Annotated in this window: 15 protein-coding genes and 1 other annotated feature; all 15 genes read right to left on the reverse strand. The window is 41.4% G+C overall.

The window, feature by feature from the left end; genetic code table 11:
• Nucleotides 1-103 precede the first annotated feature (103 nt).
• The 15 genes from fusA to DWW43_RS04810 all read right to left on the reverse strand — a co-directional run bounded on the left by fusA (nt 104) and on the right by DWW43_RS04810 (nt 23,862).
• A complete protein-coding gene (gene fusA, locus DWW43_RS04740; protein ID WP_084770701.1) occupies nt 104-2,221 on the reverse strand; it encodes an elongation factor G in 2,118 nt (705 codons plus the stop codon).
• A 39-nt stretch (nt 2,222-2,260) separates the two neighbouring features.
• Nucleotides 2,261-2,731 carry a 30S ribosomal protein S7 gene (gene rpsG / locus DWW43_RS04745; protein ID WP_044945754.1) on the reverse strand — a complete coding sequence of 157 codons (471 nt, stop codon included), beginning with the start codon at nt 2,729-2,731 and terminating at the stop codon, nt 2,261-2,263.
• A 188-nt stretch (nt 2,732-2,919) separates the two neighbouring features.
• Complete coding sequence (gene rpsL / locus DWW43_RS04750) at nt 2,920-3,342, reverse strand: 30S ribosomal protein S12 (RefSeq protein WP_044945751.1); 423 nt, start codon at nt 3,340-3,342, stop codon at nt 2,920-2,922.
• Between the two features lie 111 nt (nt 3,343-3,453).
• Entirely contained in the window at nt 3,454-7,212 is a 3,759-nt protein-coding gene (rpoC, locus tag DWW43_RS04755) for a DNA-directed RNA polymerase subunit beta' (protein WP_117785715.1), read from the reverse strand.
• A 17-nt stretch (nt 7,213-7,229) separates the two neighbouring features.
• A complete protein-coding gene (locus DWW43_RS04760) occupies nt 7,230-11,069 on the reverse strand; it encodes a DNA-directed RNA polymerase subunit beta (RefSeq protein WP_044945749.1) in 3,840 nt (1,279 codons plus the stop codon).
• 527 nt (nt 11,070-11,596) lie between these two features.
• Complete coding sequence (gene rplL / locus DWW43_RS04765; protein ID WP_021944598.1) at nt 11,597-11,962, reverse strand: 50S ribosomal protein L7/L12; 366 nt, start codon at nt 11,960-11,962, stop codon at nt 11,597-11,599.
• A gap of 84 nt (nt 11,963-12,046) precedes the next feature.
• A complete protein-coding gene (gene rplJ / locus DWW43_RS04770) occupies nt 12,047-12,535 on the reverse strand; it encodes a 50S ribosomal protein L10 (protein WP_008402032.1) in 489 nt (162 codons plus the stop codon).
• 55 nt (nt 12,536-12,590) lie between these two features.
• Nucleotides 12,591-12,728 (reverse strand) — a sequence feature (ribosomal protein L10 leader region).
• A gap of 152 nt (nt 12,729-12,880) precedes the next feature.
• Complete coding sequence (fabF, locus tag DWW43_RS04775; RefSeq protein ID WP_117822287.1) at nt 12,881-14,116, reverse strand: beta-ketoacyl-ACP synthase II; 1,236 nt, start codon at nt 14,114-14,116, stop codon at nt 12,881-12,883.
• A gap of 206 nt (nt 14,117-14,322) precedes the next feature.
• Nucleotides 14,323-15,078 (reverse strand): OmpA family protein, encoded by a 756-nt coding sequence (locus DWW43_RS04780; protein ID WP_119962873.1) that lies wholly within the window; start codon nt 15,076-15,078, stop codon nt 14,323-14,325.
• Nucleotides 15,079-15,081: 3 nt separating this feature from the next.
• Nucleotides 15,082-16,092: a MotA/TolQ/ExbB proton channel family protein gene (locus tag DWW43_RS04785; protein WP_117822289.1), complete on the reverse strand. Its 1,011-nt coding sequence runs from the start codon at nt 16,090-16,092 to the stop codon at nt 15,082-15,084.
• 278 nt (nt 16,093-16,370) lie between these two features.
• Complete coding sequence (locus tag DWW43_RS04790; protein WP_119962874.1) at nt 16,371-17,219, reverse strand: hypothetical protein; 849 nt, start codon at nt 17,217-17,219, stop codon at nt 16,371-16,373.
• A gap of 75 nt (nt 17,220-17,294) precedes the next feature.
• Nucleotides 17,295-19,160 (reverse strand): hypothetical protein, encoded by a 1,866-nt coding sequence (locus tag DWW43_RS04795; protein WP_119962875.1) that lies wholly within the window; start codon nt 19,158-19,160, stop codon nt 17,295-17,297.
• 3 nt (nt 19,161-19,163) lie between these two features.
• Nucleotides 19,164-21,383: a hypothetical protein gene (locus DWW43_RS04800; RefSeq protein ID WP_119962876.1), complete on the reverse strand. Its 2,220-nt coding sequence runs from the start codon at nt 21,381-21,383 to the stop codon at nt 19,164-19,166.
• Between the two features lie 35 nt (nt 21,384-21,418).
• Complete coding sequence (locus tag DWW43_RS04805; RefSeq protein WP_119962877.1) at nt 21,419-22,486, reverse strand: hypothetical protein; 1,068 nt, start codon at nt 22,484-22,486, stop codon at nt 21,419-21,421.
• Nucleotides 22,487-22,803: 317 nt separating this feature from the next.
• Nucleotides 22,804-23,862: an Ig-like domain-containing protein gene (locus tag DWW43_RS04810; protein WP_119962878.1), complete on the reverse strand. Its 1,059-nt coding sequence runs from the start codon at nt 23,860-23,862 to the stop codon at nt 22,804-22,806.
• Between the last annotated feature and the right edge of the window lie 20 nt (nt 23,863-23,882).

Raw genomic sequence — 23,882 nt, forward strand, 5'->3', positions numbered from 1 at the left:
CAGCAGGCATAAGGATTTTCAACCTTTTTACCTGCTGATATGATTTATTTTACTCTTTTAAGTCGAAAGGCACGGCAAAATGCCTTTCTGAGTTGTCAAACTATTATTTTGACTTTTCAGCGATAACCTTCTCCTGAACGCTCTTTGGACACTGAGCGTATCTCTCAAAGAACATTGAGTAGTTACCACGTCCCTGTGTAGATGAACGAAGCTCTGTTGAGTAACCGAACATCTCTGCAAGTGGAACGAATGCTCTGACGATCTTACCACCGCCGATATCATCCATACCTTCGATCTGGCCTCTCTTAGCATTTAAGCTTCCGATTACATCACCTAAATATTCCTCAGGCATTGTAACTTCAACCTTCATGATAGGCTCCAGAAGAACTGGATTTGCCTTAGCCATAGCATCCTTGAAAGCCATAGAACCGGCGATGTGGAATGCCATTTCTGATGAATCGACTTCATGGTATGAACCATCGTATACATTTGCATGAACACCAAGTACCGGGTATCCACCAAGAATACCAGCCTTAGCAGCTTCTTCGATACCTTCACCGACTGCTGGGATATACTCCTTAGGAATAGCACCACCAACAACTGTGGATTCGAACTTGAATGTCTCTTCGCCGTTTGGATCCATTGGCTCGAACTTAACTTTACAGTGACCATACTGACCACGACCACCTGACTGCTTAGCATATTTGCTATCAACGTCAACAGCCTTGGTAAATGTCTCTTTGTAAGCAACCTGAGGTGCACCTACGTTAGCCTCAACCTTGAACTCACGAAGCAGACGGTCAACGATAACCTCAAGGTGAAGCTCACCCATACCAGCGATGATTGTCTGTCCTGTTTCTTTATCTGTATGTGCTCTGAATGTAGGATCTTCTTCAGCAAGCTTTGCAAGGGCCTCGCCCATCTTACCCTGATCATTCTTTGTCTTAGGCTCGATAGCAAGCTCGATAACTGGCTCTGGGAATTCCATTGACTCAAGGATAACCGGATGCTGCTCATCACAGATTGTATCACCAGTTGTTGTTACTTTGAAACCAACAGCAGCTGCGATATCACCAGCGTAAACCTTATCAATTTCCTTACGAGCATTTGCATGCATCTGTACGATACGTCCTACACGCTCTTTCTTGTCTTTTGTTGCATTTAATACATATGAACCTGAGTTCAATGTACCTGAATATACTCTGAAGAATGCTAACTTACCAACGAATGGGTCTGTCATGATCTTGAATGCCAATGCAGCAAATGGTTCTTCATCTGATGAATGACGAACTACATCATTTCCTTCAGGATCTACACCTGTGATATCAGGGATATCTGTAGGAGCTGGCATATATTCAATAACACCATCAAGCATCTTCTGAACACCCTTATTCTTGTATGCGGAACCAAGGAATACCGGAACTGCTTCACAAGCAATAGTTGCTCTACGAAGAACTTTCTTCATTTCGTCGATTGAAGGTTCTTCACCCTCAAGGTACATCATCATTAAGTCATCATCTAACTCGCAGATCTTCTCTACAAGGTTCTCATGCCATTTGTCAGCAAGCTCTTTTAAGTCATCAGGGATCGTTGTGATCTCGATGTCTTCACCCTTATCATCTTTATAATAGTATGCATCCATCTCAAATAAGTCGATCAGACCGATGAAATCGGATTCTTTACCGATAGGAATCTGAACTGGAATTGCATTCTTGCCCAGACGATCAATAATTGTCTGAACTGAGTAGAAAAAGTCAGCACCCATTTTATCCATCTTGTTGATGAATGCCATACGTGGAACGTTGTATGTGTCAGCCTGACGCCATACGTTTTCTGACTGAGGCTCTACACCAGCCTTTGCATCGAATACACCAACGGCGCCATCAAGTACACGAAGTGAACGCTCTACTTCTACAGTAAAGTCTACGTGACCTGGAGTATCAATGATGTTGATTCTGTGCTCTAAAGCACCAGCCTTTGGTTTGTGATGATCCTCTAATGTCCAGTGACAGGTTGTAGCAGCGGAAGTGATTGTAATACCTCTTTCCTGCTCCTGCTCCATCCAGTCCATAGTAGCTGTACCATCATGAGTATCACCGATTTTATAGTTAACACCAGTATAGTATAAGATTCTCTCTGTAAGAGTTGTCTTACCAGCATCGATATGAGCCATAATACCAATGTTTCTTGTTCTGTCCAATGGATATTCTCTTCCAGCCAACGGATTGTCCTCCTTTTATTATTCTGTAGACAGCACAGATTAGAATCTGTAGTGAGCAAACGCCTTGTTTGCTTCTGCCATCTTGTGCATATCTTCTTTTCTCTTTACAGATGCACCTGTGTTATTAGCTGCATCCATGATTTCTCTTGCAAGTCTTTCTTCCATGGTCTTTTCACTTCTGGCACGTGAAAATGTTGTTAACCAACGAAGTCCAAGAGCCTGTCTTCTATCTGGTCTTACATCGATAGGTACCTGATATGTTGCACCACCGATACGTCTTGCCTTAACCTCGAGTAATGGCATGATGTTGTTCATAGCCTCTTCAAATACCTCGATAGCGTCCTTACCAGTTTCAGTTGCGATACGGTCGAATGCACCGTAAACAATCTTCTGAGCAACACCCTTCTTACCATCTAACATTACGTTGTTGATAAGCTTGGTAACCACCTTGTTATTGTAAATTGGATCCGCTAATACGTCTCTCTTTGCGATATGTCCTTTACGTGGCACGGTTCTTCCCTCCTTAATATTTATTAATTCTTCGGTACTCACATTATAAAATGTGTTCGTGCTGTTATTTCCATCTCTTCTATCTATCTGATGTTTTCTGCATTTTATGCATCAACACCTTATCTCATAGCAAAAACATGGCCTAACCAGCACATTTTTTTGGAATGTTTCCAATAATACGGTTTTAATTACTTCTTAGCATCTTTTGGACGCTTAGCACCGTACTTAGAACGAGCCTGACGTCTCTTTGCAACACCTGCTGTATCAAGAGTACCTCTGATGATATGGTATCTTGTACCAGGTAAGTCCTTTACTCTACCACCACGGATAAGAACTACGCTATGCTCCTGAAGGTTGTGACCTTCACCTGGAATATAACTTGTAACTTCGATACCGTTTGATAAACGAACTCTGGCGATCTTTCTCAGAGCTGAGTTAGGCTTCTTAGGAGTAGCTGTCTTAACTGCTGTACAAACTCCTCTCTTCTGTGGAGAGCTTGTCTCAGTTGGCTTCTTCTTTAATGAGTTGAAACTTCTCTGAAGAGCTGGTGCAGTTGACTTCTTCTCTACTGTCTGTCTTCCCTTTCTAACTAACTGGTTAAATGTTGGCATGTTTTCACCTCCTACTTTCAAAATAAAAAATAATATAAGGCATACGTTCTCACGCATGCCTTACCATTATATATATTGAAATTATTCGTGTCAAGCACTTTTCAAATTTATTTATTCGTTATCAGATGTCTCTGCCTCTACAGATTCCAAGTCTGAAGCATTTTCTTCCGCCTCATCCTCTGCATCTGCATCGGTATCAACTGCATCTTCTAACTCTGTGCTTTCCAGATCATCTCCGAAGTCGATCTCTTCATCATCATCAAAGAAGTTGATCTCATCCATCTCTGTATCAAGCTTTACAGAACGATAGCGCTTCATACCTGTACCTGCTGGGATCAGCTTACCGATAATAACGTTCTCTTTCAGACCATTAAGCGGATCCACCTTACTCTTAATAGCTGCATCTGTAAGAACCTTTGTTGTCTCCTGGAAGGACGCTGCTGACATAAAGGAATCTGTAGCAAGCGATGCCTTTGTAATACCAAGCATTACCTGTGAGCCTTCTGCCGGCTGTTTGCCTTCTGCGATGAGCTGCTCATTTGTATCTTCAAAATCAAGAACGTCAACCAGTGTTCCCGGAAGGTAGGATGAATCTCCGTTATCCTCGATCCTGATCTTCTTTAACATCTGACGAACAATGATCTCGATATGCTTATCATTGATATCAACACCCTGAAGTCTGTATACTCGCTGTACTTCACGAAGCATGTAATCCTGAACTGCACGGATACCTTTGATCTTTAAGATATCATGTGGATTAACAGAACCTTCTGTTAATTCATCACCGGCTTCCAGAACCTGATCGTCCAGAACCTTGATACGGGAACCATAAGGAATTAAGTATGCCTTTGATTCGCCTGTCTCGTCATTTGTGATAACGACTTCTCTCTTCTTCTTATTATCACGAAGCTGAACCTTACCGCCAAACTCTGCGATGATCGCAAGTCCCTTTGGCTTTCTTGCTTCGAACAACTCTTCTACTCTAGGAAGACCCTGTGTAATATCATCACCGGCAACACCACCAGTATGGAATGTTCTCATGGTAAGCTGTGTACCAGGCTCACCGATTGACTGAGCTGCGATAATTCCGGCAGCTTCACCAACCTGTACCGGCTGTCCGGTTGCCATGTTGGCACCGTAACATTTTGCACATACACCAAGGTGTGACTTACATGTCAGGATCGTTCTGATCTTAAGCTTTGCATCCTGTCTTGTAACACCTGTATCCGGATCAAGGAACGGAACACCGTTTGAATCTACACCCTGATTTACGATCAGAGCAGCTCTCTTTGGTGATACCATGTGGTTTGCCTTAACTAAAAGGTTACCATCTTTATCGTATACAGATTCTGCAAGGTAACGACCTGTAATTCTCTCCTGGAAGGATTCGATTACTTCTTTACCTTCCATGAATGCTTCTACTTCCATACCAGGAATTGCTTTTCCTGCACAACAATCTGTCTCGCGAATGATCAGATCCTGTGATACGTCAACCAGACGTCTGGTCAGGTATCCTGAATCGGCTGTACGAAGCGCTGTATCGGACAGACCCTTACGAGCACCATGCGCTGAAATGAAATACTCCAGAACGTCAAGACCTTCACGGAAGTTTGACTTAATCGGAAGTTCGATCGTACGACCGGTTGTATCTGCCATCAGACCACGCATACCAGCCAGCTGTTTGATCTGCTGGTTAGATCCACGGGCACCGGAATCTGCCATCATGAAGATGTTGTTATATTTATCAAGTCCGTCCAGAAGGGCTTTTGTCAGAACCTTATCGGCTTCTTCCCAAACCTTAACAACAGCGAGGTATCTCTCCTCCTCTGTCATAAGACCACGTCTGAACATCTTTGTGATCTTGTCAACCTGAGTCTGAGCATCTGCAAGGATCTGCTTCTTCTCGTCCGGCACCTTCATATCTGAAATAGATACTGAAATAGCACCTCTGGTTGAATACTTGTAACCGATTGCCTTTACGTCATCCAGAACTTCAGCAGTCTTGGTCGCGCCATGTGTATTGATACATTTGTCAAGGATCGGCTTTAACTGTTTCTTACCAACATGAAAATCAATCTCAAGTTTCAGGATATTGTCAGGATTTGTTCTGTCAACATATCCAAGATCCTGAGGAATGATCTCGTTGAACAGCAAACGACCGAGTGTAGTATCGATGATACCTGTAACCTCTGTTCCGTCTTCTGTCGTAACAGTTCTTCTTACTTTTATCTTAGAGTGGAGAGTGATCTCCTTGTTCTCATATGCAAGCAGTGCTTCGTTCTTTGACTTGAAGAACTTGCCTTCTCCGATATCGCCATCCTTCTCCATTGTCAGATAGTAGATACCAAGGACCATATCCTGTGAAGGAACGGCAACCGGAGCACCATCTGAAGGCTTCAGAAGGTTATTCGGGGACAGGAGCAGGAATCTACATTCTGCCTGTGCCTCAACTGTAAGTGGAAGGTGAACAGCCATCTGGTCACCATCGAAATCGGCGTTGAACGCTGTACATACCAGTGGATGAAGCTTGATTGCCTTACCTTCTACAAGGATAGGCTCAAATGCCTGGATACCCAGTCTGTGAAGTGTAGGAGCACGGTTTAACATAACCGGATGCTCTTTGATTACATCCTCAAGTACATCCCAAACTTCCGGCTCAAGCTTTTCTACCATCTTCTTAGCAGCTTTAATGTTATTCGCTCTGCCGCTGGCTGTCAGTTCTTTCATAACAAACGGCTTGAATAATTCGATAGCCATTTCCTTTGGAAGACCACACTGATAGATCTTAAGTTCCGGTCCTACTACGATAACGGAACGTCCTGAATAGTCAACACGCTTACCAAGAAGGTTCTGACGGAAACGTCCCTGCTTACCCTTTAACATATCGGACAGAGACTTTAATGCTCTGTTACCCGGACCTGTTACAGGACGGCCTCTTCTACCATTATCAATTAACGCATCAACAGCTTCCTGAAGCATCCTCTTCTCGTTTCTGACAATGATGTCAGGAGCGTTCAGATCAAGAAGTCTTCTTAAGCGGTTATTTCTGTTGATAATTCTTCTATATAAGTCATTCAGGTCAGATGTAGCAAATCTGCCGCCATCCAACTGAACCATAGGTCTGATATCCGGTGGGATAACCGGAATAACATCCATGATCATCCACTCCGGCTTATTCTCAGAATTACGGAATGCTTCAACAACTTCCAGTCTCTTGATGATTCTGGCTCTCTTCTGTCCGCTTGAATTCTTAAGCTCAGCCTTTAATTCTTCGCTTTCTTTATCCAGATCGATTGCTCTTAAGAGCTCCTGAATGGACTCAGCACCCATTCCTGCACGGAAGGAGCCGTATCCGAAGTCCTCTTCAGCCTTTCTGTATTCCTGCTCTGTCAGAACCTGCTTATAAGTAAGCGGTGTGTCCTTTGGATCAAGAACGATATAAGATGCAAAGTATAATACCTTTTCAAGTACTCTTGGAGAAATATCAAGGATCAGTCCCATACGGCTAGGAATACCTTTGAAATACCAGATATGGGATACCGGTGCTGCAAGCTCGATATGACCCATACGCTCTCTACGAACGCTGGCCTTTGTAACCTCTACACCGCATCGATCACAGATAATACCTTTATATCTGATCTTCTTATATTTACCGCAATGACATTCCCAGTCCTTGCTAGGTCCAAATATTCTCTCGCAGAACAAACCGTCTTTTTCCGGTTTTAATGTTCTGTAGTTGATAGTCTCAGGTTTCTTAACCTCACCATGTGACCATTCTCTGATTTTTTCAGGAGATGCAAGTCCGATTCTAATTGCGTCAAAGCTTAAAGCCTGTTCCTGTTCTGGAGTTTCCATGTTAAATTCTGGCATCTTACAAAATCTCCTTTCTAAAATTCATCATCCGAGTTGCCATCATAGTCGTCATTGTAATCATCCAGATATTCTCCGTCTGATAATGATGTCAGCTCATCATTTTCATCTGTTCCGCTGAAGCCCGCTTCTTCAAATTCACGTCCATCAGCTTCCCGTTTATCATCATCGATCATGCTCTTAACATTCTCGTCATACGCTTCGATCGTCTCACCGAGATCAACCTCTGTCATATCGTCTTTTACAACTCTGACATCGAGACCAAGTGACTGGAATTCCTTCAGCAGTACCTTGAATGACTCAGGGATACCAGGTGTAGGAATATTCTCACCCTTAATGATCGCTTCATATGTCTTAACACGTCCGATTACATCATCCGACTTAACAGTCAGGATTTCCTGTAATGTATATGATGCACCGTATGCTTCCAGTGCCCAAACTTCCATCTCACCGAAACGCTGTCCACCGAACTGAGCTTTACCACCCAGAGGCTGCTGTGTAACTAATGAGTACGGACCGGTTGAACGTGCATGGATCTTATCATCAACCAGATGGTGGAGCTTAAGATAATGCATGTAACCGATTGTTACAGGGCTGTCAAATTCTTCACCGGTTCTACCGTCACGAAGCTGTACCTTACCGGTTCTGTCGATTGGAACGCCCTTCCATTCTTCTCTGTGGTCTCTGTTCTCATAGAGGTAATTCATTACTTCTTCCGAAACAGAGTCTTTATATTTCTCATAGAAATCTTCCCACTCGGTATTTGCATAATCATTCGCCATCTCAAGAGTATCCATGATATCAAACTCGTCTGCACCATCAAACACAGGAGTTGAAACCTTGAATCCGAGAACCTGTGAAGCAAGACCAAGATGGATTTCAAGAACCTGTCCGATATTCATACGTGAAGGAACGCCCAGTGGGTTCAACACGATATCGAGCGGACGACCATTTGGAAGGAATGGCATATCTTCTACCGGAAGTACACGGGAAATTACACCCTTGTTACCATGACGACCGGCCATCTTATCTCCTACCTGGATCTTTCTCTTCTGAGCAATGTATACTCTGACTGATTTATTAACACCCGGTGAAAGTTCATCACCGTTTTCTCTTGTGAAGATCTTGGTATCCATGATGACACCAAATGCTCCATGAGGAACCTTAAGGGAAGTATCTCTTACTTCTCTTGCCTTCTCACCAAAGATGGCACGAAGGAGTCTTTCCTCTGCTGTCAGCTCTGTCTCTCCCTTAGGAGTAACCTTACCGACAAGGATATCTCCGGCACGAACCTCAGCACCGATACGGATAATACCATTCTCATCCAGATCCTTTAATGCATCATTGGACAATCCCGCAAGATCTCTTGTGATCTCTTCCGGTCCGAGCTTGGTATCTCTTGCTTCGCATTCGTACTCCTCAATATGAATAGATGTATATACATCATCTTTTACAAGTCTTTCACTTAAAAGAACAGCATCCTCGTAGTTGTAACCTTCCCAGGTCATGAAACCGATCAGAGGGTTCTTTCCAAGTGCGATCTCTCCACCTGAAGTAGATGGTCCGTCTGCGATAACCTCTCCAGCCTTAACATGCTCGCCCTTGAATACGATAGGTCTCTGGTTCATACAGTTACCCTGATTGCTTCGTGCGAACTTGATAACGTGGTAGATATCCTTTGTTCCATCTTCATCTGCCTTAATACAGATTTCCTTACTTGTGGAATATTCAACTACACCATCTCTCTTTGCAACGATACATACACCTGAGTCAACGGCTGCCTTTGCTTCCATACCGGTACCTACAACGGCTGATTCGGTAAGCATAAGCGGAACTGCCTGACGCTGCATGTTTGATCCCATCAGAGCACGGTTTGCATCATCGTTCTCAAGGAAAGGAATCATGGATGTAGCAACTGAGAATACCATCTTAGGAGAAACGTCCATCAGATCAACTCTTGATTTCGGGAACTCTGTTGTATCCTCTCTGTATCTTCCTGATACGTTGTTATTTACGAAATGACCATCTGCATCCAGAGGTTCATTTGCCTGTGCAACTCTGTAATTATCTTCTTCATCTGCCGTCAGATAAATAACCTCATCTGTAACTACAGGGTTTGCAGGATCTGATTTATCCAGTTTTCTGTATGGTGCTTCTACAAAACCATACTCATTGATTCTTGCATAAGTAGCCAGAGAGTTGATCAGACCGATGTTAGGACCTTCAGGAGTCTCGATAGGACACATTCTACCATAATGAGTATAGTGTACATCTCGAACCTCGAATCCTGCTCTGTCTCGTGACAGACCACCGGGACCAAGGGCTGATAATCTTCTCTTATGAGTCAGCTCAGACAATGGGTTGTTCTGATCCATGAACTGTGACAACTGGGAACTTCCGAAGAATTCCTTAACTGCTGCTGTTACAGGCTTGATGTTGATCAGAGACTGTGGAGTGATCGTCTCTACGTCCTGAGTCGTCATTCTCTCTCTTACAACTCTTTCCAGTCTGGAAAGACCGATTCTATACTGATTCTGAAGAAGTTCTCCGACTGCACGGATACGTCTGTTACCAAGGTGATCGATATCATCCTTTGTTCCAATACCATATTCAAGGTGAATGTTGTAGTTAATTGAAGCGATAATGTCTTCTTTTGTTATATGCTTTGGAACAAGGTCAGATGCATCTCTTGCGATAGCTGCCTTTAATTCTTCTTCGTCTGAATATTCATTTAAAAGGGTTTCAAGGACAGGATAGTATACACCCTCATGGATACCTACTTCAGCAGGATCAAATCCAACATACTTGGACAGATCTACTACCATATTTGAAAGCACCTTTACGTTACGTTCTTCTGTCTGGATCATAACATATGGTACAGCAGCATCCTGGATATCCTTTGCCTGTGCTCTTGTAAGTGTCGTGCCTGCTTCTGCGATCACTTCACCGGTTGCCGGATCGATCGCATCCTCTGCAAGTATCTGACCTGTGATTCTGTTCTGGAATGCCAGCTTCTTATTGAACTTATAACGTCCAACCTTTGCAAGATCATAACGTCTTGGATCAAAGAACATTGCATTGATCAGGTTCTCTGCACTCTCTACTGCAAGAGGCTCACCCGGTCTTATTTTTTTGTACAACTCAAGAAGACCATCCTGATATGTCTCAGAAGGATCCTTTTCAATACTTGCTAAAATCTTTGGTTCTTCGCCAAACAGATCGATAATCTCTGCATTTGTTCCGATTCCCAGTGAACGGATAAGTACTGTGATAGGCACCTTTCTGGTTCTATCTACACGAACATAGAAAACATCATTCGAATCTGTTTCGTACTCTAACCATGCACCACGGTTTGGGATAACTGTACAGGAGTACAGCTTCTTACCAATCTTATCATGTGCAATATCATAGTAGATACCAGGTGAACGCACCAACTGGCTTACGATAACTCGCTCTGCACCGTTGATCACAAATGTACCTGTCTCGGTCATAAGAGGAAGATCACCCATGAAAATCTCATGTTCTGACATTTCCTTTGCGTCATTTGCATGGAGTCTTACTTTTACTTTAAGCGGTGCAGCATATGTTGCATCTCTTTCCTTGCACTCTTCGATTGAGTACTTCACATCATCTCTACATAACTGGAAATCTACAAACTCAAGACTAAGCTGTCCTGTATAGTCAGTAATAGGAGAGATATCTTTAAATGCCTCCTTCAGACCATCGGTAAGGAACCACTGGTATGAGTTTTTCTGAACTTCGATAAAGTTAGGCATCTCCAGGACATCTTTCTGTCTGGAATAACTCATTCGGATACCTTTACCAGATTGAACAGGACTAATTCTGTTTTTTTCCATCGACACATTCACCCCTTGGAATTTATTTTTAAGCGTATATTCTGTTGAAATGCTTACATTTAACCGAAATATATTAGCCGTGTCATTATATGTCTGGTTTGAACGCAAACCAACCCATAGTATAGACATCTTACACTGTATCACATTTTCAAGGTATATGTCAAGAAATATTTGGAATTTTTTATAAAAGAATTGTATATGAACTTTTATTCATATTTATGCGCCTGTTTGCATTTTCTAAAAACAATATGCAACGGCATTTTATTTTATAGAACAGATACATAAATTCGGCTATACCATGAGTGCATTCTCACTCTATGCATTCAAAAAATCACCCCTTATAAGCAAGTAATTTTTCATCATTGTATAGATATTTGTATCTGTGATCAGAATCTTAAAACCGTATCTTCGGACGAACCCGTTCTTATTGATAAAAAGTGATCAGTTCGCCGGAACTTTGACAAAAACGACCTGGCAGGTAATTCTCCCGCCAGGTCGAAAGATATTCATAAATACAAGGAATAAAATTACTTTAATGTAACCTTAGCGCCTTCAGCCTCTAACTTAGTCTTAGCTTCCTCAGCCTCGTCCTTTGAAGCTCCCTCTTTGATAACCTTTGGAGCGCCATCAACAGCATCCTTAGCTTCCTTTAAGCCAAGACCTGTGATCTCACGAACAACCTTGATAACCTTAACCTTGTTAGGACCAACTTCTGTAAGTTCGATATCGAATGAATCCTTCTCTTCTGCTGCTGGAGCGTCTCCGCCTGCTGCTGCTACAACAACACCTGCTGCTGCTGATACGCCGAATTCTTCCTCACATGCTTTAACTAAGTCATTTAATTCTAATACTGATAAACCTTTGATTACTTCAATAATTTCCTGAGTTGTCATTATTATTTCCTCCATTAATATAATATAGTTTAATAATTGCTGCTTCTATTAAATAGAAGCCGATGTGCCTGTATGCACAAATAATTAAGCTTCCTTCTGTTCTGCAATCTGCTTGATAACACGAGCGAAGTTTGCAATAGGTGACTGGATACTTCCAAGGAATTTGGAAATAAGTACTTCTCTTGAAGGAATGTTTGCAATAACTGCGATACCTGCTGCATCGTAGAATGTACCTTCTACAACGCCACCCTTAAGCTCAAGTGCCGGAGCAGTCTTTGCGAAGTTAGCCAAGATTCTGGCTGCTGCTGTAGCATCTGTCTTACAGATAGCTAATCCGGTAGGTCCTTCGAGACATGGCTTCAGTCCCTCGAACTCTGTGCCTTCAATAGCGAAGTTGATCATGGTGTTCTTGTATACCTTATAAACAACCCCAGCTTCTCTTAACTGCTTACGAAGCTGTGTGTCCTGCTCAACTGTAAGTCCACGGTAGTCAACTACAACTGCTGTCTGAGCACCATCTAAGTTAGCTTTGATTTCTTCAACTACTGGCTTCTTAATCTCTACCTTTGCCATAATGCGCCTCCTTGTTTTACTAATGACTGCACATAGTTAACAGAAAGCATCTTCTGCTAAAATAAGAAAAGCTCTCTGTCGATAAGACAGAGAGCATATAGTTAAAATAATATTAACGATATATTCCTCGGTAGGTGTTTTTCAACTTATGCCATCCGGCACCTACTGTCTTCGGCAGTTCATCGAAAGATACTTTACCATAACACAAGGAATATGTCAATACGTTTTTTCACTTTTTGATGTAAATTTTCACTTTTCCATGTAAATTTACACTTTTTCGTGCAAATACTTTTGCTCACATTATTTATGATGTGTAATTCTTTTATATCTGTTTTTGTCTGGATCTTATTCTTCCCATTTCTTTACAAGGATACTTGCATTGTGTCCGCCAAATCCAAGAGAATTGCTCAGCGCATATGTAATGTCCTTATGAACGCCCTCACCCTTTGTATAATTCAGGTCGATCTCGCCTTCTGTCTCACGAAGACCAACTGTTGGGTGAATATATCCATCTTCGATAGATTTTACGCATGTAATAAATTCAACTGCTCCGGCCGCGCCAAATAAATGACCGATCATGGATTTTGTAGAATTGATATTTACATTATATGCATCCTCACCAAATGCTTTCTTAATGGCTCTTGTCTCATAGAGATCATTGTGGTGGGTACTTGTTCCGTGTGCATTGATATAATCAACGTCTGCCGGTGTAATGCCAGCCTCATTGATCGCGAGTGTCATGGCTCTTGCTGCACCCTCTCCATCCTCGGCAGGGGATGTAATGTGAAATGCATCACAGGTGGAACCATATCCGACAACCTCGGCAAGGATCTTTGCTCCTCTTGCCTGCGCATGCTCCAGAGATTCCAGAACTACGACTCCAGCTCCTTCACCGATAACGAATCCACATCTGTCTTTGTCAAACGGAATCGACGCACGATCTGCTTCCGTTGCACTTGAAAGTGCTGTCATGGAGATAAATCCTGAAACATTTGTCTCACAGATCGGTGATTCAGCGCCTCCGGCTACCATCACATCTGCATCTCCGACCTGAATATAACGATATGCCTCGCCAATGCTGTTTGTTCCTGTCGCACATGCTGTTACAACATCTGTACATTTGCCCTTTAAGCCATATGCGATCGCTACATTTCCGGCTGCCATATTCGAGATCATCATAGGAACCATCATTACACTGACACGGTTTGCCTTACCATTCATAACCTTGGCATGTTCCTTTTCGATCGTAGCTACACCGCCAAGTCCGTTACCGATACAGGTTCCGAATCTTGTCAGATCTTCTTTCTCAAGATCAATACCCGCGTTCCTGATTGCTTCGCCTGTAGCTGCAACTGCATACTGGCAGAACGGCTCCATTCTTCTGGCTGCCTTTGGATCCATATATTGTTTCGGATCAAAATCTTTTACTTCAGCACCCATTTTGCATTTATATTCGGATACATCAAATTTTGTAATCTCGCCAATACCTACTTTATTCTTCTTAATGCCATCCCAGAATTCTTCTACGTTATTTCCAATCGGGGTTACAGCGCCCATTCCTGTTACAACTACTCTTTTCATCTCGTTTTCCTTTCAAAAGACAATCTATCCATTTAGTACATATCATATAAATATGTACCGCCGTAATGCTCATTGTACCATTTCACCTGTCGGTTCAATGTCGGTTTCGCATTATGCTGGTATGTACAAACACATCCCATCGCAATGCTCATTGTACCATCTCGTTTTTAAAACCGCAAGTGTTGGTCTGTTTCTCTTTCAAAAATCTATTTCTCTTTCAGAATATCCATCATCTCGGCGATCATTTCTTCATCCTGAAGCCGGAACAGGATCTCTACTCGTCTGGATGCTTCCAGATCGACAGATCCATCCTCCTTATAGATCGGATTGCTGTAGGACTTTCCATTTGCCGTCAGCACACTTCGAAGCAGTTCAACATCTGTGGAGCTTATGATCCCGTTACTCTCGGTCAGGCAATACTTTGCAACAGAAAAGGCTCTCTGCTGGGAAAGTTCAAGATTATAAATATAAGATCCATTCGTATCTGTATGACCTTCTATAATAATCTCCGATACATAATCACGATATTTTTCATCCAGCAGCACTTTACAGTATTTGGGAAGAAATTCCTTTAAGAAGGTCTTTCCTTCTTCCTTCAGATCACTGTCTGCTACATCAAACAAAACGCTTGCATCAAAGGTGATCGCACCCGTTTTCTCGTCTACCTTGACATTTAACGAACTGTCTGCGAACTCATCACGGAGTGCCGCCACCAGACCACTTCGGATGCCTGCGATACGGTCAAGCTCCTCCTGCTGGTCTTTTAAGAGCTGTTCCTGCTCTTTGATGATCTCCTGCTGTTTATCAAGCTCTGCCTGTTTACTCTCATACTGGCTCTTAGACTGCATCAGTGTAAAGGAAATGATCAGGATAAAGATCAGAAGGAGCGCAGCCATCATATCGGAATAAGACAGCCAGTAGGAGGTTTCTTCTTCCTCCGGTCTTCTTCGTTTCTTGCTCATGCCTTATCCCTCCCTGCTGCTCTGCTCGATCGCCCTCGGGCGGTTCAATCTGCCACGGAAGATATCATTCTGATCCTTTGTCAGGATACGGATATCTTCGATATCTTCATGCATGGACTTCAGATATGCAAGTGTTTCTTCGATTGCCTTCTGTGTTGCTATCGTTGCTTCCAACTGTTTCTTCTGGAAATCCAGTTCCAAATTACCGTTATCGTAAGTCGCATCCGGACGTACATACCGTTTGAACTCTGCTACAAATTCATCCAGCTTGTGATATGCCTGTTCCAGAACCGTCTTAAAGATCAGATTAAATGTCAGGGAAAAGATCATACCATAGATAGATGTATGGAACGCAACCTTGATACCATCCATCAGAGGTCCGATACTGTTCGTAATCTCCTCTGCTGAACCTGTATTAAATGCCTGAAGTCCGATTGACAGACCGATAAAGGTACCAAGAATACCAAGTCCGGTCATGGCACCCGGCACCAGATTCAGACGACCCTTTTCTACTGCATCATCGATCAACTGATAATTTATAAAATCTTCGATGTCACAGGCATATTTTCCTTCTTCATCCTGCTCCAGACGTTTCATTTCTTCCACATAATCTACATAGGAATTTCTCAGATGTTCCTCATTAAAGATACCATACCGGGTCTCGGTACGATACAGATCCCAAAGAAGCTTCTTTTCTTTTGCATAGTCGCCCTTGATATAGCTGATGGCTATACGAAAATCTTCCCCCATCTGGTCGATATGCTTCAAATGCTTATATGCATAGACAAATATCGCTCCCACAATTCCAAACATACAGACACTGATCAGCACATTTGCCGGATCCAGACTATCATTTGTCACATTCAGTAAAATACAGATACCGAGCATCACCACATAGACAACAGGCAGCCACTTTTTATTCAGCTCTACCTTCATGTTCTGCTTCTTACGGAATGCTCTTGCCGCACGTTCATTCTGCGGCCGAATGGTTTTTAACCGGTTTCGTTTGTTCATTTTTTCGTTTCCTCTCGTATGATCTCATTCAGCCTTTTCATTCGTATCTGCCAAAGCGTTTCCCCATTCGTTTTATTGTAGCATTAATCCGCATTTTTTACCATCACAATGCGTAAAAAAACGGCACCAGATACAAATAAATTCTATTATCTGTATCTGATGCCGTATGCTAAATACAACATCGTCCATCTGATGCCATAAGCTCTAACTGTCTATCTGACGCTATAAGTTCTGACCCTCACCTGACACCGACCGGCTGTAACGCCTGTATTTTCATTTTACCAGCCGCTTACAGAAGGTGCTGAATATATAACCTTTGCTCCTTTTCCGTTCTTTTTCACAAGAACCAGTTTGGAATATCCCTTTTTATCATATTTCTTATACACGATGTAGTCGCCCTGCAACGTATAATAAGAAACCGTTGAAGTACTGGTCGCATTCTTATCTTTCAGCACATTATAAATCTCGGTTTTCTTGCCTTTTGAGGTCTTGTAATCTATCGCCTGTGGGAAATATAAACTACCTATCGTCTTGCCCCGGGAGGTCAGAGAACCCTTGGAGGTCTTGATCGGAGTTCTTCCATCACGCTCTGTATTCAATACGACAGACTTTGCTTTCTTTTTATTCTTTCCGGTAAGTGACATGGAATATGTACCGATCGTCTTATCATATTCTACATCACCGGTCTTGATATGCTGAGTCTTTGTATAGTAGATCTTTTTGCCGGCAAATACAAAATTACGGCCTCTTGCAAGCTTTGTTTTTTTACCGGTCTTAATGGACACACGTACGATATACTCATCTGATCCATCAGAACCGCCATAATTGTCATAAACTGCATAGAGATAATTTCCCTTTTTCCTTAAGCTGCCAAATCCTTTTCCACTTGCCTTGGCAATGGTTTTTGTCTTCTTCGTTTTGATATCGTAGCAGAAGATCCTTCCGGTCTCTGTGATCGAATAGTATACCTTATTATTGCTGATCACAACGGAACATCCGCCACCGCCAATATAGTTATCCTGCGTCTGATATGTCTTTGCATCTGCCTGATTCGGATAAATTAAGCATCCGATCAGAACTGCAAGCATACTGAATAAAATTGCATGTGATTTGAAAAATTGTTTCATATTTCATCCATCTCCTTAATTATTTGATTAAATATTTGCCTCTATATTCTTCGCTTCTTCACGTCCGGCACGGATCTAGTCTCTGATGACCTTATCCAGACAGCCGTGTTCTTCGCATGAATTTCTTGCCTTTCTTCCCTGCGCATCGATATATACGATATTGCCATCGGCATCCTTGTATGCCAGAGACTCATGTGCTCCTGCGCTTGGATTGGTACTGGCATCTCCGATCGTAAGCCATACACCCTCACCTTCTGCAACAGTATCTGTCGCTTTATCATACAGATAATTCAGCCCCAGATCCTCCTCTGCCGCAGCACAGACAATATCTATAGCCACACAGGTTATGATACCGCCACGCAATGCCATCGCACGGTTTAAGACCGGCATATCGAACATATTATAATAAAGCGCCATACCATCGACTGAGAATCCATCCCACAGAGTCGGATTTACATCTTTTTGAGTACATTGATATCCCGGATAATGCGCTGTCGTTGAAATATAATCTGCAAGAGTTTTCAGCTTATCATAATTCGACATATCATCTGTCCACAGCTTTGCCTCTACATTTCTCCGAACCTTTGTATACAATTCTGCATCAAGAAGATTTCCATCTTCATCATATGGCTTCGGAGCAACATACATAGTGTCATATAAAACGCCATCCTTGTAAGCATCCAGTCTGCACACGCGCACACCTGCACCAGCTGTTACAGTAAGCTTACACTGTGACATTGCTTTGCCGGAAAATTGTACTTTTCCACTTGTGGTCGGAGTTGTAATAGATGTTGTCTCTCCATATACTCCTTTCAGATTATAGGTTTCTACTTTTATTTCCAGTTCTGAAGTATTCCAGCCTGCCCATTCCATAAGATTACTGTATTCTTTCGGCGTAGCATCCGATACCTTATAGGTTATATGCTCCTCTAACCACGCAGCATTACCTTCACATGCAAACCATTCGCAAAAAGAACCTGTACCATTCGTTACGGTTGTATTTCCAACCTCTTTCTTCATGGTTTCCCCGTACTTATAACCGGACAGATTAAATCCTCCAAGTGGATCTTCATTATTGTATATTCTCACTTTTCCCAAAGCAATCCATGTCTCTTTATAATGTTCTGTCTCAGGGAATATAATACACAGGCTGGTATGTCCGACACTCGTACATACCACATTTCCATCCTCATTCTTTTTGGTATATCTTTCTGTATAATCGATATATTCTCCCCGATTACCATAAGTATAATATTCCTTTATTTCTCCTGCACATTCCGGCTGTTTGGAATAATGAACCTTTATTTCATCTCCCAGTTCATATTCCATTTTTTCCAGCTCTACTGTACCATCCCACTCTTTTTTTTGATCCTCGGACTCTTGTCCACCGTTTCCTGCATCCTGCTGTCCGCCGGAATTCGTGTTCCCAGTGGTATCTGTATCCTTGGCAGCTCCTGTGTTCTCAGTGGTATCTGTTACATCCGTGGTGTTCTCTGACTTGTTGCTATCACCAGTATTCTTCTGACCGGAGTCCTTCTTTGTCGTCTTCTTTTTCACTTTAACAGACTTCACTTTACTCCATGCGCTGTGATATTTTTTCTTCTTTACAGTCCGGTACACACGCACTCTGACATAATATTTTTTGCCCTGCTTCAGCTTCTTAAATGTAACAGTCTTTTTCCCGGCACTGACTTTCTGGCTTTTTACGCCTTTCTTAAACTTCTTGTCTGTGCTGATCTGAATCTGATAGCTGCCCGCCTTTTTTGACTTCTTAAATCTTACTGTCACCTGTCCCGCTGATCTGGATCTTACTGACGTAATAGATGTCTTTGGAACTGTAACCTTACTGCCTGTTTTCGCTTCTGATGTAAATGAGCAATTCACGCATAGCAATGCTGCCACCATGCACCAGACAATGATCTGCTTCAATCTATTCTTCATGTATTATCTCACCTTTTTTACTTTTACACCCTTCTTCACATAGTAAACATGATTTCTATAGGTGACATTTCCGGTATAAGACTTCTTCCATACGCCATTCTTGACATAGTATTCCTGTCTGCCATTCTTGATGAATGCTGTCTGTGTAGTCTTCAGACCTTTCTTAACGTAATAAGTTGCCTTACCGACTTTTACAAATCCGGTCTTGGTGTTCTTTGCGCCTTTATTCAGATAATAGGTCTTCTTACCAACCTTTACGAATTCATTCTTTGTACTGCAGACACCTTTCTTTACATAGTAGTACTTCTTGCCGTTCTTCACGAATCCGGTCTTTTTATTCTGCACTACACCCTTCTTGATGTAATAGGTCTTCTTGCCAACTTTGATGAATCCGCTTCTGCCTGACTGGATCAGACCTTTCTTTACATAGTAATATTTTCCGTCAGATCCCTTTACAATGCCATTACTTGTAAGAGATACCTTTGGTTTTGAGATCTTATAAGAATCACCATTGATGCTTCTTGCCATCTTATCGAATACTTTATAAATATTCTGATTATTTTTCATAGCTGCAGGATTCTTACCCTTACTGATCACCTTCTGAGCTGCAATGGTATTATTTGGAAGGTCGCCCAGAGAACGCATTACAGAAGGATCGCAGCATAAGGCTTTTAGGAACTGCACTGCTGCTTCATCCTGCCTGCCACTCTTAATTGCGTAGTATGTACCACCCCAGTTATAGGCAAATGGTCCCTGACAGGCAGCCATCGGCTTGTCAAATGTAATGCTATACTGTCCCCAGGTGCCAGAGAACCAGCCAAATACCTTACCGGATGTCATATCAGCCACCCAAGCACTGCTCCACATCGAGCTTCCTGTATCATATCCATTTCTACGGGTCGCCTTCGCGATCTTTTCCACAGTCTTCTTATCTGCTTCAGATAACATAAATACCTTGCTATTATCCTCGTAAGAATACGATGTATCCCCTATCATGTCATTGAGAATACCCTCACAACCACTCATTGTATTTTTTGATGCTCCGGAGGTCATATAGTAACCGGCCTCTTTCATTTTTGCAGCAACAGACAGATAGCCATCAGCTGTTCCGATCATCTTCTGAACCTTTTCAGGATCTGAAGTTCCAAGAACCTTCTGTGCAATATCCGGATCAAACATAAATGCTCCCGGTGTTGCTTCCGGTGTCATCGCTACAAGCTTGCCCTTATAGGTTCCTGCTTTTCTGGTATATGGATAAGACTGGCTGTAAGCATCTGTAAGTCCAAGCTTGTCCAGATCTGTAAATACTCCTGTAGATAAAAGTACATCCAGCTTTGATGAATACATCAAAACGATAAACGTAGCTTCGGGATTGTTTGCAAGCTTCTGCTGTACTAATGCATAATATTCAGCTGATTCTCCGCCAACTTCATATTTGATCACTTCGATATTCTTTGTATAAGACGGATATTTCTTATTAACCGCCTTTATCACCTGTTCCACCTGACTATCCCCTGTCAGAATATAGACCTTATTTGTCTTTAATTTGCTCTCTTTGGCTGTACTGTTTACACATACAGTAAAGGAAACTGTGCTTGAATTACCCGTTTCATCAGAAATCACACAGTGATAATCCTCAGTCTTCAGCTTTTTTGTTTTGTTTACCGGCGCCGTACAGGTATAAGATGCTTTATGGCCTAACTGTCCTACATCTCCTCCGTATGACTGTCCTTTATACCATGTATATGTAAGTTTCCCCTGATCACTGCTTGCGGATACCTTTAGTGTTACTTTCTCTCCTGAGTTCGCTATCACCGTATTATTGCCAACTGCTTTAGCTGTTATATTTGAAGAATTTACATAAATATAAAATTCACAAAATTTTCCATCTCTACTATTCTTGTCGGATATAGATACATAAACAAACTGGGATTTTGTAACATTTCTCAATGTATATGACAATCCATCTGCACTGACAGTTCCACCATCTGCACTGACAGTTTCACCATCTGTAATCCAGTTACAACTACCCACCTCAAAACCTGCCGGTAGATTTAACTTACTGAGATTTATTGATAAGGTGACATCTCCTCCGGATTCTACCAACACCATCTCCTCGTAATCAATACTTCCCGCCTCTACCGGAAACTTTAGTCCCGGCAGCCATATGAGTGCAGCTATAGCGATGCACATAAGCGCCAGTAGTTTCTTCATTTTTTTCATAATCATCTCTCCTTTGCTTTTAAAATTGTGATATATTACTCATTATAATTTACATTGTAGCTATACAGATCTTTGATTTTCTTACCTTTATTATTAAGAAGCTGAAGGGTGATTTTACATTCACCCAGTTTCTTCTTTGCTTTATTCTTTCTTAACAGAATATAGTCTCCAAGCACAATATAGCTTCTTCTCTCGCTTGAGCTGGAATTAATGGCCTTTTCTTCTCCTGTCGCAATATTCTTTTTGTTTAACAGGCCAAAAGATCCCATTGAGTCATATTCATATCCCTTATACTGTGCTTTCTCACCGTCAATTACGCAGCCGGATGTGCTGACCTTAACCTTCATATATGTTTTCGGCAGATTCTTGATCTTTGTCTTTTTCCCTTTTTTATTTATTTTGTAGAAAACATCAAAGTTGTTATAGACATACACCGCATCTCTATAAACAATCATGCGGCTGTCCTTTACATTTCGACACACTTTCGTAAGCGCTTTTTGGCTGATTACTTTTTTATGAGAGCCATCCAGATTCATAGATGCAAAATAATAATTATAGTTTGAAGTGCCATTTGAATATGCATAATATATCTTATTCTTATAAATGGAAAACTCAAAACCCGGCTCCGGCGAAACGCTGATTGATGAACGCTCAAAAAATAATTTTTTCACCTTTCCATTTTTCACATTTACGCGAATAATGCCATAACACATAAGATCATCCTTTAAACCACAATAAAGATATCCTTTATAGTAAAACATGTTGCTGATATTGGCATAATTCTTATTGGAATAATATGTATTCTTATTTCTTACCTGTTTTGGCAGCTTTGCCAACTTCTTGTTTGTCTTTTTCTTGACATCATAGCAAAAGATATAACCCGTTCTGTCACTTGAATAATAAATCTTATTGCCTACCTGTACCGCAGCATAAGATGTATCATGCAATCTATGACATCCTATCACTGTCTGGGAATCATCCGCCGCTGATAATGATGCTGCCTCCGTCTTTAATACCGGTGCCGTAGGTATGATACCGCTGATACCCAGCATCACGGCTAATACAAGACACATGATGCGTTCTTTCATCTTATTCTTTTTCATCCATCTCTCTCCTTTTCTCTTATACACTATGCCTTCTATCGGTTACATTGCTTTTCTTATACTTATGTAAACCTCATTGATGTCTGTAAAAAAGCACAAATATTATAAAAAAAAAAAACGGATGTCAATAGTCTACAAAAATATTCTTGCTTTTTAGATATTTTGCACATTTTACTTTTTCTTTCTATAAATAGTCGCACCTTTTTTCATAACGAAAGCATCTACTATAGCAGACAGGTCAGCTTACAAAAAAGTTTTAAAAAAAAAAATAAAAAAATCCAGATACAGCATTTCTGCCATATCCGGATCTTTTAATCTTATTTCAAATCTGATTCGCTAAGTACTGCCCCACAATCACGACACTTATATCTTTTTTCTTCTTCTATATCAGTTGAATAATAATAGTCAAGTCCGTTTTTGTGTTTGCATCTGCTGAATTTGATCTTGAGTTTACCATAAGATGTTATAACATAAGGGGGTTCTTCCCTTACAGATTTTACAGGAAGCAGAAAGCATCTGCCATATTGCTTTGCTGCAAATTTTCTACATGTGCAATTAGGATTATAGTATTTTTTCTCAGATTCATTATCAATGGATACTTCCTTATGGGCATCATGGCCATAATTAACATGCCCGGTCTCTCCGCAATAAACACATTCATTATAGGAGGTTGTCTCATTATGAATACAATACCATTCCAACTTAGTCAGATCGATAATTCTGCTATTGTTGCCGGTAACAAGTGATACATTACCGACATTATCAAAACCATCATTTTTCAATGTATCTCTCCTAAAATGAGTCTTATCTATCAGCTTTCCCCGGCAATATATACCCTTATAAATGGTTCCTCCACCATTATCATAACTAAAATAGAAATCCGGTATATCCTGAACAGTAAGTACTTCCCCCAGACAATCACCTTCTTTGTATCCAAAATTTGCCCCAGCAGTATCAAATTCGTCCGATGTAACTATAGCCGGATCTAATATCAAAAATGTCGCATCAACTTTTATTATTTCCTTATATTTGTGTTTGTGCTTAAATGTACCTGTATATACTCTCACGGTACACTTATAGGTCTTTTTCCCTACCTTTGCCGATACAACAGTCTTTCCGGGCTTTATAGCTTTAACTAACCCCGACTGCGATACTTTTGCTACCTTTTTATTCGAACTTTTCCATACAACCTTTTTTGTTGTTCCGTTAACCTTTAGCTTGTATTTCACTTTCGTCTTTAATTTTAAAGATGATTTGCTGATTGAAACTTTTTTTGTCGTACTCGCATCTACAGTAGTCGTTTGAATATTTACACTGCAAATAATACAAGCCACCACCATGCCCCAAATCACAATTTGTTTTATTCTGTTTTTCATTTTCCTCCTATTTCTCCTTA

Source organism: Clostridium sp. AF15-41 (assembly GCF_003604095.1).
Classification (GTDB): domain Bacteria; phylum Bacillota; class Clostridia; order Lachnospirales; family Lachnospiraceae; genus Coprococcus.